General features: G+C 63.5%; 10 protein-coding genes. 5 read left to right on the top strand and 5 right to left on the bottom strand.

Features of this window, described 5'->3' with window-relative positions; all coding sequences use genetic code 11:
* Positions 1-1,044 precede the first annotated feature (1,044 nt).
* Both BJF87_RS18335 and BJF87_RS18330 read right to left on the bottom strand, forming a co-directional pair.
* Positions 1,045-1,872: an SGNH/GDSL hydrolase family protein gene (locus BJF87_RS18335; RefSeq protein WP_035753212.1), complete on the bottom strand. Its 828-nt coding sequence runs from the start codon at positions 1,870-1,872 to the stop codon at positions 1,045-1,047.
* A 95-nt stretch (positions 1,873-1,967) separates the two neighbouring features.
* Entirely contained in the window at positions 1,968-3,194 is a 1,227-nt protein-coding gene (locus tag BJF87_RS18330; protein ID WP_262339046.1) for a lipase family protein, read from the bottom strand.
* 66 nt (positions 3,195-3,260) lie between these two features.
* Between BJF87_RS18330 and BJF87_RS18325 the strand changes: the two genes are divergently transcribed.
* From BJF87_RS18325 to BJF87_RS18320, 3 genes are read left to right on the top strand one after another with little or no spacing between them, the layout of a single operon-like run.
* The gene (locus BJF87_RS18325) at positions 3,261-5,072 is read left to right on the top strand and encodes a glycosyltransferase family 2 protein (RefSeq protein WP_139319550.1); all 1,812 of its coding nucleotides are present in this window, start codon (positions 3,261-3,263) and stop codon (positions 5,070-5,072) included.
* Positions 5,069-5,251, top strand: coding sequence for a cellulose synthase (UDP-forming), glycosyl transferase family 2 (locus BJF87_RS25915; protein ID WP_139319549.1), 183 nt, complete (start codon positions 5,069-5,071; stop codon positions 5,249-5,251). Before BJF87_RS18325 ends, BJF87_RS25915 begins: the two co-directional genes overlap by 4 nt.
* A gap of 16 nt (positions 5,252-5,267) precedes the next feature.
* Positions 5,268-7,379, top strand: coding sequence for an acyltransferase family protein (locus BJF87_RS18320; RefSeq protein WP_075863702.1), 2,112 nt, complete (start codon positions 5,268-5,270; stop codon positions 7,377-7,379).
* 131 nt (positions 7,380-7,510) lie between these two features.
* Here BJF87_RS18320 and BJF87_RS18315 read toward each other — a convergent pair whose 3' ends face one another.
* Positions 7,511-7,801 carry a hypothetical protein gene (locus tag BJF87_RS18315; RefSeq protein WP_075863705.1) on the bottom strand — a complete coding sequence of 97 codons (291 nt, stop codon included), beginning with the start codon at positions 7,799-7,801 and terminating at the stop codon, positions 7,511-7,513.
* A gap of 63 nt (positions 7,802-7,864) precedes the next feature.
* Positions 7,865-8,740, bottom strand: a complete 876-nt coding sequence (rfbA, locus tag BJF87_RS18310) for a glucose-1-phosphate thymidylyltransferase RfbA (protein WP_075863704.1) — start codon at positions 8,738-8,740, stop codon at positions 7,865-7,867.
* 124 nt (positions 8,741-8,864) lie between these two features.
* On the opposite strand from rfbA, the gene rfbB reads away from it, so the two are divergent.
* Complete coding sequence (gene rfbB / locus BJF87_RS18305) at positions 8,865-9,869, top strand: dTDP-glucose 4,6-dehydratase (RefSeq protein ID WP_075863701.1); 1,005 nt, start codon at positions 8,865-8,867, stop codon at positions 9,867-9,869.
* Between the two features lie 6 nt (positions 9,870-9,875).
* Here the strand turns inward: rfbB and BJF87_RS18300 are convergent, their stop codons facing one another.
* Positions 9,876-10,859: a glycoside hydrolase family 26 protein gene (locus BJF87_RS18300; protein WP_262339047.1), complete on the bottom strand. Its 984-nt coding sequence runs from the start codon at positions 10,857-10,859 to the stop codon at positions 9,876-9,878.
* A 654-nt stretch (positions 10,860-11,513) separates the two neighbouring features.
* Here BJF87_RS18300 and BJF87_RS18295 point away from each other — a divergent pair.
* On the top strand, positions 11,514-12,901 hold a 1,388-nt coding region (locus BJF87_RS18295), incomplete at its 3' end, for a sugar transferase (RefSeq protein WP_139319548.1).

The following is a 12,901-nucleotide window of genomic DNA, read 5'->3' as shown; positions in this document are numbered from 1 at the left end:
TCATCACCGACGGCGACTCCTACCGCATGACACACCGAACGGAGGTACCACCCACCTAGAACATCCCGCACAGGGTGGGGACTTTTACCTGGCCACCAGCGGGGACATCAAACTGGCCGTTGACAACAGTTGTCAGCGAGTTACCGCTGCTCGCAATCTATTTCACGCCTGCGAAAGAAATGATGCAACACCAGTGAACAGTAATCCCAGAAGTAACAAGATCTGTGGATAAATGACGATCAATCCACAGAATAGCGATACATCGAACTAGGAAATCCGGGGTAGGACCGAACTCGCCGATCCCGGTAGTGCGCGGAGAGCGCTCGACTGATCACCTTTGGTCGGGTTCGGTCTCGTGCGCACAGTCTGTGAAGCGGCAGTGCTGCGAGAGGTCGTGGATCGCGGGTAGCGAGGCAGCGATCCTGTATCGCCGTCCCACATCCCGACGCCCCGGAGCTCATACGTATCGATGAGCGTCGCGCCACCTCCGCTGGCCCATGCCAGAGCCGGCAGGCTTTCCACTCGGCCGAGGCCGACCGTGTCCGCCGCCACGACGGTGTCCGCATTGGCGGCAAGGACCTGCTCCGCAGATCGTCCCGAGCGGGCGGCGCGTCGAGCAGGACCGGTGCGCGGCAGTCAGGTCGACGGGGCGCGTGCACGGGAATTGCGCGTAGCGCTGCAGCCGGATCATCGGTGGGTGCTCGCGGCTACCGTCCGCCCGAATCCGGGGCGACTCGGCGATGGTCCATCACGACGTAGGGGGTTCGGCGCGAAACGCGTTCACCGATCCGGTGGCTCATCGCCACGACTTTTTCTCAACCCGTGTACAAGGCGTACCGGGCGGCCGTTGAGTGGAGCAGTCGCCGCACACTCGGAGGATTCTGCAGCTGCGCGTCGATCACGGACTATGCACCTCGGCCGACAATCACGGCCGAACGTTCTACGAGAAAGCGTTTCGAGCAGGCCGTCGAGTGCGGCGGTGGTCCCTTCGCCTGGGGAGTGCGGCGTAGGAGCTGATTGATGCGGCGCTCGATCGGAGAAGATCTACGCCTGAACCTCAAAAGCCTTGAGAACGGTCGTCGTCCAAATCTGCTGACCGGCGGCGCTCGGGTTGACGGTGTCCTTCAGCAGCGGCGCCAGCGCGGCGTCGTCGGTGGGGAAGGCGGAGTAGACGTCGATGACCTGGATGCCCTCGGCGTCCATGGCCGACGCGAAGCCCGCGGTCCGCTCACCGGTGTTCTTGCCCTGCGCCGGGCTCTGCTTGATCGCGACGAGGTCGGCGTTCGGGTATTGCTTGCGGAGCTGTGCGATGAGCGGCTGCAGCTGTTCGGCGAGCGGGGTCTCGGCATCCTGCGTATGTCCGAAATTAAGCAGGATTAAATCCGGCGTGACATCTGCAGGAATCATCTTGCCGAGATTCTCGACCGCGTAATTCGCATCTTTCCCGGAAGCGCTGGCATTCCAGAATCCGATCGGTCCGTTCGGGCCGTCGCCGAGCCCGACCATTGCGCCGTAATCATTGGTCGTGGTGTTCCAGAACTTGGTTGCCATCGGCCGCTGAAGGGTCTGGCTGATCGCGGTGCCGACCTTGGGTGCCCAGCCGTCGCGGGCGGCACCGGTCGAGTCGCCGAGCAGCACAATCGTTCTGGGCTCAGCCGCATGGGCCTTGGCGTCCTCGACGAAGGCGAGGGTGGCGGGCGGCTCGAGCGGGGTCGAGCTGGTGGGGGTCATCTGCGCCGCCGTGTCCGACGTCGGCGCGGTGCGGTTGCTCGACACGATGAGACCGACGACGAGGACCACTGCACACACGACCATGACGATCCATGCCCAGATCGGTGCAGAACCTGCAATGCGCTTCACGGCATTGAACATTTAACCAGTCTCCCAACCCACGATTCTCGTCTGGCGACTTTGTCACCATAGCGGCCATTTATCGGCCATGCGTGAGGCGTCAGGCTTCGTTTGTTTCAACAATTACTCGGTGCGGGCAGTCCGGCAACTCGGTCGCGGACCCAGGCCGCCATAGCGGGGCCAGGGTCGACGATATGCCCTTGCTTTTCATGCCTGGCACTCAGTACCCGATCCCCGGCGTCACATGCGCGATCGAGTGTGTTTTCCATCACGTCAATCGGGATTACATCATCGGCCGCGCTGTACACCGCGAGGATCGGCACCTTTGTCGCGGTGCGGGGGAGCGTGTAGGCCTTGAGGCGCGCGTGTAGGGTCCGGGCGGCTTCCGGCGTCACGGCGCCCAGTGAGGTGTTCGCCGGTACCGACAACATCGACACCGCGGTGCGGTCATCCCCACATGCCGGTACGGCGGAGGTGTCCAGCGTGGAGAGGTGGTCGCCGGGCTTCACGGCCGGGTCGGCCTGCGAGACGCCGTGCACCAGCAGCGGATACAGATGCTGTTGGGCACGGGTGAGCGTGTTCTCCTGCGCGCGTGTGGCGAAGTACTGGGGATCGAGCAGCGGTGCGACGGCCACGACGCCCAGCAACTCACCGCTTCCCCCGCCGTAACCGGCGAACTCCTCGGCGGTCGACCAGACCGCCGCGCCGCCCTGTGAGCGGCCCGCGGCCAGCCAGCGAGAGCCGATGCCGAGACCGGTGGACTGGGCCGCCCGAGCGGAGTCGATGACGTTGTAGGCGGCGGTGAGCGGTTCGAGATACGGGTGCGGCGGTTGGCGTCCGGTGCGGGTGCCGAGTCCCTGGTAATCGGTGGTGACCACGGCATATCCCGCGTCGAGGAAATCCCGGACCGCGGTCAGGTCACCGAACATGTCCGCCTGGTCCGACGGCGCACAGTCAGGCGTGATGCCCGTTGTGCCGTGCGCGTAGGCGATCAGTGGCCAGCCGCCGGCCGGGGGAGTGGAACCCGGAACGAAGACCGCGCCACTCACATTCGTCGCCGACCCGTCGACCCCGGAGGTGGACCGATAGACCAGTCGCTTGGCGACGGTGCCGTCCGGCAACGACCACGAATCGGGAATGTCGTCCGTCCGGACGATTCCGCCACGCTGCTCAACCGCCTCCGCGCTCAGCACAACAGGCGTCGACGACGCTGCCGAGCTGGGCGCGCCGGCCGTCGAATCGTCGTTCGATGTCGACGTACATGCGGCGATCCCCATCCCGAAAACGGACACGACGGCGACACACACGCCGACGGACCGCGCTCGGCCCCACCTGGATTTCACCCGGTAACGGTAACCCGTCCATTCCTGCGGTTTGCGTCGACGTATTGGTTGAATGATTCTGAGTGGGTGGAGCTGACCGTCGGGACCCGTACAACAGGTGCGTCGTCCGCTGGCCGCTCCGTGCTCACCGACGACGCTCCGGCGGTTGCGCCCAGTGGCCGACGTCACACCGAACCGCCTGTGCCGCAGCATGATCCCCAGTTCGTCACCGCGCCGACCGACGACGAGGTCTACGAGTACCTCGGACCGCAGATGCGCTGGATTCAGCTGGTTCTGATCGCCGCATTCCTGCTGGTCTCTGTCTCACTTGTCGCATTTGCCACCACCCACGTGTGGCTGACGCCGGTGCTTTTTGTCCTCGTTTTGAATGTGATCGGCAACACATTCTCTTTGTTAACCGGGATGAACAGACGACGGGTGACGTGGGCGTCGCATCAGGAACGCGTCACATCCTGGAATCCGCACGACGGCCGCTACCCGAGCGTCGATGTCTTTCTCCCGACGTGCGGCGAAAGCCTGGAGATCCTGCGGAACACCTACCAGCACATCGTCGCGATGAACTGGCCCGGACGCCTGTCGGTCTTTGTGCTCGACGACGCCGCGCGCGAGGAAGTTCACGATCTCGCAGCGTCTTTCGGATTTGACTACGTCGTTCGTCCGGATAGAGGACACCTCCGCAAAGCGGGCAACCTCCGGAACGCGTGCAAGATCAGCCGCGGTGAATTGATCGTGATATTCGACGCCGATTTCTGTCCGCGCGCGGATTTTCTCGGACATTTGGTCCCCTATTTGGACGACCCGCAAGTCGCAATTGTCCAGAGTCCGCAATGCTTCGCGACCACCGAGTCGATGGGCTGGATCCAGCGCACCGCCGGCGCGACGCAGGAGTTCTTCTACCGCTGGGTGCTGCCCTCGCGCGATCGGATCGGTGCGGCCAACTGTGTCGGCACGTCGGCGGTCTACCGGCGCAGCGCGATCGAGCGCGTCGGTGGCTTCGCCGCGATCGAGCACAGCGAGGATCTACACACGGGACGTCACCTCCAACAGGCCGGCTACACGATCCGCTACGTGCCCGTGTTGCTGTCGCGCGGCCTGTGCCCGTCGGACCTCGCCGGCTTCCTCAACCAGCAGTACCGCTGGTGCCAGGGGACGCTGACGCGCATCCGCACCCGGTCGCTCCCTGAGGAGGCACGGAGCTTGCGGAGTGCCGTCACGAAGGGCGACCGCCCACAGTCGCAGACCCTCCGGCAGCGCATCGCCCGCTGGGCCGGTGTCCTGTACTACGTCACCACTGCGCTGAACGTCTTCCTGCTCTTCCTGCCCGGCGTCATCATGGCCGCCTTCTATCCCGAGGACGTCCGGCCCGTGCAGCTGGTTCCGTTCCTGCTGGGTCTGTGGGTGTACGTGGTGCTGTTCCCGCTGGTGTCGCGCACGCGTTGGCGCTTCGAAGTGCTGCGCATCCAGATGGCCTACAGCTACGCGCATGCGGTGGCGATCTGGCACAAGATCATCGGCCGGGAGATCGGCTGGGTGCCAACGGGTGTGATCGGCAAGTCGAATTCGCTGGCCCGCTCCATCGCCTGGCTCGGCGCGACGGTGCTCGGGGCGTCGTTGCTGGCGTTCTGGGTGTTCATCGTGCGGGACGTGATGGTGTACGGGCTCGCCCAGTTCTGGATGATGGTCGGGCTGGTGCTGGCCTACACGTATCTGGCGTTGCCGCTGTTCGTCGAGTTCGTGAAGATCCTGCTGCCGCGGCGTCGGAGCCGCAGCGCGGAAGTCGACCCCGAGGACATCGACGCGAACGACGCCGATGCCGAGACCGACGACGCCGAGACGGTGCAGTTGAGGAAGATCGACCCGAAGGAGATCACCTCATGACGCCGTTCGGTCCCGCACCCGACGACGCCCGCCCCGCAGCCACTCCCAAACGCCCGACCCCGACCAACTGGAACCGCATCTCGGTGTGGGAGGTCATCGGGTACACGTGCGTGATCCTGTTCATCGCGGCGATGGCGCTCGGCTGGTTCGATCTCATGCTCCCGTGGGACACGAAGTGATCGGCCGGGCGAGGGCATGACCTACGACGCCGCGACGAAACCGATGGCCGCACTCACCGTTTCGTCGACGCAGGAAACTGCCGAGACACGTGTGCCGCGAACCTTCTTCGACGACATCGCCGGCCTGCGCGGTATCGCGGTGCTGCTCGTGGTCTTGTTCCACTCGCACGTCCCGTACCTGACCGGCGGATTCGTCGGCGTCGACGTCTTCTTCGTGATCTCCGGATTCCTGATCACCGGGCTGCTGGTCCGCGAGTACGAGCGCAACGAACGGATCTCGTTGCGCGGCTTCTTCGCCCGCCGCGCCCGCCGCATCATCCCGCCGGCCGCCCTGGTGATCGTGGTGTCGATCATCGGCGCCGCGATCTTCATGCCGCTGCTCAAGGTGTTCAAGCAGGCGCTCGATCTGCTGGCTGCGGCAGCGCAATTGGCGAACTGGCATTTCATCGAGCAGAACGCCGACTATCTGGCCGGCGCGATCGACGGCAGCCTGGCGACGCACTTCTGGTCGCTCGCCATCGAGGCCCAGCTGTACTTCATCTGGCCGTTCCTGGTGATCGGCGCCGGTGCTCTCGCCACCCGGACACGACTGCGTGAACACGTGTCGGTCCGCTGGTCGGTCGGTATCGCGGTGCTGCTGGTCAGTGTGGCGTCGCTGGTGTGGGCGATCGTGCTGACGCCCACCGATCCCGCGACCGCCTACATGGCCACCTACACCCGCGCCTGGCAGTTCGGGGTCGGCGGCCTGGTGGCCATCGGGATGCCGGCACTCGCACGACTCGGCGGTCTCCGCGCAGGCAATCCCGTTGTCCTCGTGCTCGGTTGGGCCGGTCTGGTCGGCATCGTCGTCGCGGCGTTCATCGTGAACGCGCACACGCCGTATCCCGGTACCGCGGCGCTGCTCCCGACCGCGGGTGCCGCGCTGGTCATCGCCTCCGGTTGTGCGGTCGGTACCGGTTCGCTGTTCGTCGGACGACTGCTGGCGACGCCGCCGCTGAAGTTCCTCGGCCGGGTCTCGTATGCCTGGTACCTGTGGCATTGGCCGGCGATCGTGCTGTACGAGGCGGTCGTCGGGTCGTCGAGCTGGCCGGTGCTGCTGGCCGTGTCGGCGGGTTCGCTGGTGCTTGCGACCATCTCGACGCTGCTGTTCGAGGAACCGCTGCTGCGCAACCGCGAGCTCAAACGCAATGACTCGGCGTCGATCTCGCTGGGTCTGACCGGCGTCGTCGCAGCCTTGGCGGTCACGATGACCGCCGGCGTGATCACCGTGCAGGTGGCCAGCCGCGACACCGTCGCGAACGCGTCGCTCACGTATCAGTCGGTGTTCGGCACCGACAGCGGTGAGCAGTCCGGCGCGGTGACGCCCAACCCGTTCCAGGCGTTCGACGACCGGCCCGAACCGTTCGAGTGCCTGATCCCGGTGGGGGACACCGCGCCCCGCACCGACTGCGTCTTCGGTCCGGCCGACGGCATCCCGGTGGTGCTCTTCGGCGACAGTCACGCCGACCAGTGGGCGCAGGCGATCCGCAACCTCGGCGCCGACCACGGCTGGCGAATCCACCAGTTCACCAAGGCCGCCTGCCCCGCCCAGCACCTGCGGCCGCAGCCCCGCATCCCGGACCCGTACGTGAAGCCGGACTGCCAGGAGTGGCGCGAGGAGACGCTGAAGCGCATCGCCGAGGTGGGCCCGCGGATCATCTTCGTTTCGTCGCTGTCGACGTATGTGCCGGATCGTGTGGTCTCCGAGGCCGCGTGGACGCACACGATGATCCAGCTGCGGAACACCGGCGCCAAGCTCGTCTACATCGCCGACACGCCCTACCCGGGTTTCCAGGTGGCCGACTGCATCTCCGGCTCGATGGACAACTGGACCAAGTGCGAGTTCAACTACGACGACTACCCGCGCATCGAACCGATCACCGACGCCGCGTCACGTGACGAATACCAGGACGTGACAACGGTCAGCGTCAACGACCTGCTGTGCGAGGGCAACTCGTGTTTCGCCGCGCACAACAAGATCCTCTTCTACCGCGACGACTCGCACCTGACGGCGACGGCCGCGCGGGTCCTCGAACCGGCGCTGCGTGCACAGCTGGACAAGCAGAGGTTCGACTACAACGCCCGATAGGCGAGCCCGGTTGGGGAAGCTACCCACGGGTCCCCGGGGTGTAACGGCGAGCCACCCACTGCTCCCTGAGGTGCGACGAGCGCTAGCGAGGAGCCACGAAGGGGCTGTGACCCGAGCTCCTCAACCATCCCCTACTCCTCGTACCGCCGCCGTTCCCTGGTGCGTACGAAAGTAATTGCGGCGATTGCGACTCCGACGATCGAGAGAATGTCCGACTCGGTGAACCCGTGGTTGATGTTGATCGAGATCAGCACCCGACCCTCGATCGGCCCGTTCCACATAAACCATGCGAACGACACGGCCGCCATGACGACTGCGGCTCGGTAGGTCGGACGAGCCAGACACCAGGCACCCGTCATGAACAAGAGGTTCAGCAGGACCAACGCATGAAACACGGAAGGATCGACGGGCTGGGCAGGCATGTGCTCAGTATCCCCGCGGGTGCTGTGGCCCCAGAATTGGGCACACACCCGTTTCTGCGGACCTCAGAATGCTCGACCCCGTGACAGGATCTCGAGTAGGTAGTCGCCGTAGCCCGACTTCTGGAGCTTCACTGCCCGCGCCCGAAGTTCTTCATCGCCAATAAACCCTTGACGCCAGGCAACCTCCTCGGGCGCAGCGATCTTAAGGCCTTGGCGTTGTTCGACGGTGCGAACGAAGTTGCCTGCGTCGAGGAGGCTGTCGAAGGTTCCGGTGTCGAGCCAAGCTGTGCCTCGAGGCAAGACGCGAACGGACAACTTGCCCAGTCCGAGGTAGTGGGCGTTGATGTCGGTGATCTCGTATTCGCCGCGGGCGCTGGGCTTGAGGTTGCGGGCGATCTCGACCACATCGTTGTCGTAGAAGTAGAGGCCGGGGACGGCGAAGTTCGACTTCGGTTGTGTCGGCTTCTCCTCGAGCGAGATCGCGTTGCCGCTGGGGTCGAACTCGACCACTCCGTACGCTTCCGGGTTCGCGACCCAATAGGCGAATACGGCTCCGCCATCGATGATTTCAAACCCTTGGAGCTGGTTGCCAACGCCGGGCCCGTAGAAGATGTTGTCGCCCAGCACGAGTGCCACCGACTCGCCGCCGATGTGGTCGGCGCCGAGGGTGAAGGCCTGGGCGAGGCCGTCAGGTGAGGGCTGGGTCTTGTAGGTCAGGTTGATGCCGAACTGGTCACCGTTGCCGAGCAATCCCTGGAAGGCCGGGGCGTCGTGCGGGGTGGTGATGATGAGGATGTCGCGGATGCCGGCGAGCATCAGCGTGGAGAGCGGGTAGTAGATCATCGGCTTGTCGTAGACCGGGACGAGTTGCTTGCTCACACCCTGTGTGATGGGGTGCAGCCTCGATCCTGTGCCACCAGCCAGAATGATGCCCTTCATGGTGAGCAGGCTAAGCGCCTGGTTCGGCATTCGCAGAACCGAATCGGTACTCTGTGACAAATTCCGCAGAAATAGCCCGCACGTATGGGTTCCTGCATTCCGTTAATTCCGCAAAGGATTCTTCATGCGTGTTCTCGTGACCGGTGGTGCCGGTTTCATCGGCGCCAACTTCGTGCTGCGCACCCTGGCCACCCGCCCCGATGTGACGATCCGGGTGCTCGACAAACTCACCTACGCCGCCAGCCCCGAGACCCTGGCCCCGGTCGCGGACCGTGTCGAGCTGATCGAAGGCGACATCGCCGACGCCGCCCTTGTCCACAAACTCGTCGGCGAGAGCGATCTGGTGGTGCATTTCGCCGCCGAATCCCACAACGACAACTCCCTGGCCGACCCGTCGGCGTTCGTGCAGACCAACCTGGTGGGCACCTACACCCTCCTCGAAGCCGTGCGCGCCCACCAGGTGCGCTATCACCACATCAGCACCGACGAGGTCTACGGCGATCTCGACCTCGACGACCCGGCCCGCTTCACCAAATCCACCGCCTACAACCCGTCGAGCCCGTACTCCTCGACCAAGGCCGGCTCCGACCTGCTGGTGCGGGCGTGGGTGCGGTCCTTCGGGGTGGCCGCGACGATCTCGAACTGCTCGAACAACTACGGCCCCTATCAGCACATCGAGAAGTTCATCCCCCGCCAGATCACCAACGTCCTGTCCGGGGTCCGCCCCAAGCTCTACGGCGACGGCCGCAACGTGCGCGACTGGATCCACGTCGACGACCACAACGACGCGGTCTGGACCATCATCGACAACGGCCAGATCGGCGAAACCTATCTGATCGGCGCCGACGGCGAGGTCGACAACCGCACCGTGGTGGAAACCATCCTCGAACTCCTCGGCCAGCCGGCCGATGCGTTCGACTTCGTCACCGACCGTCCCGGCCACGACCGCCGCTACGCCATCGACTCCACCCGCCTGCGCACCGAACTCGGCTGGACCCCGCGATATGTCGACTTCCGCGCCGGCCTGGCCGCGACCATCGACTGGTACCGCGACAACACCAGCTGGTGGCAGTCCGCCAAGGACGCCGTCGAACAGAAATACGCCGCCACCGAACGGGTCACTGGCTGAGCTGAGTCAGTGGCGTGTCCACTGCGCGAGACTGTCGCGGAATGCTGCCGTGGTCGCGGGGGACGAGTTGAAACGCCAATCCCGTTCCTTGTCCATCTGGAACCAGACGAAGCCTGAGACTCGTTGGCTTGCCTCCATGACGCTGAAGAAATCGCGGATCCACTCTACTTTTTGCTCTGGTCGATTGCCTTCTGCGCAGCCAACTTCGGTTACGACAATTGGAAGATGCGGAGCAAGACGGTCGAGAGTCGCGATGTTCATCGAGAAGAGTTTGTGGGCGGATTGCCACTGGTGTCCGGGTATCGAGCCCCAGTTGTAGCCGTCCAGTCCTAGATAGTCCACGAACTCGTGCCCCGGAAAGCAGTTAGTGAAGTCGGTAGTGCCCTCCGTGATCGCGTTCGGCGCCCAGACGAAGCTGACATTGGGAGCGGCGTTGCTGATGATCGCGTACATCCGCTGCCAGGCGGTCCGGAATTCAGCCGCGGAGTTGCCATTTACTCCTACCGACCACGGGTACCAGGAACCGTTCATCTCCTGTGCGTATCTCAACAAGACGGGGTGCGTCCATGAGGCAAGCTGACTGGCCCATCGATGCAGTGCCGCATCGTGCTGACCAGCGGTGACGCTGCTCAGCGCGTATTCGGATTGGTCGTGGCCGTCGTGCGGGTTCCACGGTTCGAGGGTGACCAGGGGAGTGGCACCGGCCCGACGGACTACGTCCAAAGTCTCTACTGACAGCTGATCGTTTATCGACGCGTACACATGGACGACGTTGGGACTCGTCCCAGCCAGCCGAGCTAGTTGATCGATAGCTGTCGCTGAACCCGCACCGGCCTCGATACTTCCTGGCAGGAAGCACCCCCAAAAGCGCTGGGACAGCGCATTAGAAGGCGATCCCTGCCCCGGCGAACATGCGCCAAAGATGGTAGCGGTCGCGGTTCCGACACTCGCCGACAAAAAGCTGCGTCGCGTAAGGAACCGAGACGGCATTGCCGGACTGGTAGCGTGCATCGCTGCATTGTCCCCGATCGAGGCGGCGGAGTATGGAGGGGCGTACGGATGTCCTGCGAGTGACCGCGGCAAGGATAGATCGCAAACCCTCTGTCGGCGGTCGTTAACAAAGATGTCACGTCGAATCGCGAAATGTCCGATTTGAGGATTTGAGAAGAGAAAGTGTTAGCCAATGAAACCAAATCGGGATTGATCTTTGTGCGATTCAAGTGCATTTTCTGGCGATGTTGTGAGTGGGTTTCTCGCGAGCAGGGGAGTGTCACCCATGGGCCAGATGGTGTGACGACCAACACATATGCCCACGGGGAACCTGGGTCGAAAGTCCCTGGCACGGCGGACAATCCAGGAGAGTGGATGTGGTACCCCAGCCCCAGCCCCATGAGCGGAGGGAAGTTGCGATGTGCTGCTGGACGAGGCGGAGGCTCACGGCGAATGCGGATTTACCACGAGAATGATCATGCAGAATTGCGTACTGAATGTCCCTCGTCCGGACTACACGAACCCCTCAAGTTGTAACTGTGACCGTCCTGAAATACTCTCTCAGCATCCTGTAAAGACAAATTGCGGGACCGAACGTTAGCCAACGTTCTGGTGGTTGGGCGCAGGGGCCGATCGCCGCCTTCGAGTTCATTCATGTTGTGTTGTGGGAGGTTGGCAGTGGCCCATCGTCCGGCTTATGACGGATTGGGGCGGGATACGGAGCGCGCACCGCTGAAGCTGCGCTTCGCTAGCAGGGGACGCGAGCGGTCCCGTTCATGGATTCACGGTTACGTGGTTCGGCTCGCATGGAGTGATGCCCTGATCGTCGCCATTGCTGTAGCTGTGGCACAACTTGCGCGTTTCGGTGCGGACAGGCCGCTAGTTCCAAACGGAACAGCGCAGATGCCGGCAACACTAGTTTCAGTCGCATTAGGTGTCACGTGGATCCTTGCGCTACGCGCGTTTCAAACGCTTGACCGACGCATCGTCGGTTCGGGTTCGCAGGAGTACAGCCGGGTTGTGACTGCGTGCATGTCCATCTTTGGTGTGCTCGCCATGGTCGACCTGCTGTTCCGTCTAAACATCGCCCGAGGGTTCATCGCGATAGCTCTACCCGTGGGCACAGCAGGACTGCTGATTTCGCGCTGGATCTGGCGGCAACAACTGGGCCGTCAACGATTGAAGTCCAAGAGTCTGGAACACGTACTCGTAGTTGGTAGTGAGAGTTCCGCAGTACCGATGATCGACAGGCTTCTCAGCCAGCCCAATCTCGGCTACCGCGTGGTCGGACTCTGTCTGCCTGAGCGGACTGGGCACCGCGGTTTCGTGACTGTCGCAGGCACTGATATTCGCGTGTACGGGTCTTTCGACGATGTGTGTGGCTCGGTTCTCGAGTCCGGCGCGACGAGTGTCGCTGTAACATCGGCGGAGGCGTTAGGCCACAACGCTATGCAGGCCCTGTCATGGGATCTAGAGGGCCTGGACGTCGACATGATGGTTTCACCTGGCGTAACCGACGTCGCAGGTCCGCGTGTGATGGTGAGGCCCGTCGCTGGACTTCCACTCCTCCACATCGACAAACCCCGCTACGAGGGCGCCAACAGGTTCCGAAAGGCTTTAGTCGACCGGGTCGGCGCCGCAATCCTCCTGACAGTCCTCGCACCGGTTCTGTTAGCGGTCGCTGTCGCAATCAAACTCGACTCTCAGGGGCCTGTCTTTTACCGCGCACTACGCGTCGGTCTAAACAACGCCCCATTCACTATGTGGAAATTCCGATCGATGGTGCAGGACGCCGAGTCCCTGAAGGACGTCCTGCGCGCGCACAACGAGGGTGCAGGCGTGCTATTCAAGATGCACGATGACCCGAGGGTTACGCGTGTTGGTCGGTTTATCCGTCGATACAGCCTGGATGAGCTGAGGTGGGCCCTTCGTAGTGGTCCAGTTGTTGTGCGACTCTGTTGCCCGAGTGTTTGGGCAGGAAGAATCGACGACGACATGGCAGGTAGCAAGCGCCGGCGGCATACGCCGGATCAGATCATCCG

Source organism: Gordonia sp. CNJ-863 (genome assembly GCF_001942325.1).
In the GTDB taxonomy this organism is placed as follows: Bacteria; Actinomycetota; Actinomycetes; order Mycobacteriales; family Mycobacteriaceae; genus Gordonia; species Gordonia alkanivorans.
Note: the sequence above shows the minus strand (reverse complement) of the source record. Positions and strands in the feature narration are given on the sequence as shown.

Bases quoted from the DNA above. Each gene is read 5' to 3' on its own strand.
- BJF87_RS18335 (WP_035753212.1), bottom strand. From the start codon at position 1,872: ATGTTCAATGCCGTGAAGCGCATTGCAGGTTCTGCACCGATCTGGGCA.
- BJF87_RS18320 (WP_075863702.1), top strand. From the start codon at position 5,268: ATGACCTACGACGCCGCGACGAAACCGATGGCCGCACTCACCGTTTCG.
- rfbA (WP_075863704.1), bottom strand. From the start codon at position 8,740: ATGAAGGGCATCATTCTGGCTGGTGGCACAGGATCGAGGCTGCACCCC.
- BJF87_RS25915 (WP_139319549.1), top strand. From the start codon at position 5,069: ATGACGCCGTTCGGTCCCGCACCCGACGACGCCCGCCCCGCAGCCACT.
- rfbB (WP_075863701.1), top strand. From the start codon at position 8,865: ATGCGTGTTCTCGTGACCGGTGGTGCCGGTTTCATCGGCGCCAACTTC.
- BJF87_RS18315 (WP_075863705.1), bottom strand. From the start codon at position 7,801: ATGCCTGCCCAGCCCGTCGATCCTTCCGTGTTTCATGCGTTGGTCCTG.
- BJF87_RS18300 (WP_262339047.1), bottom strand. From the start codon at position 10,859: ATGCCGTCTCGGTTCCTTACGCGACGCAGCTTTTTGTCGGCGAGTGTC.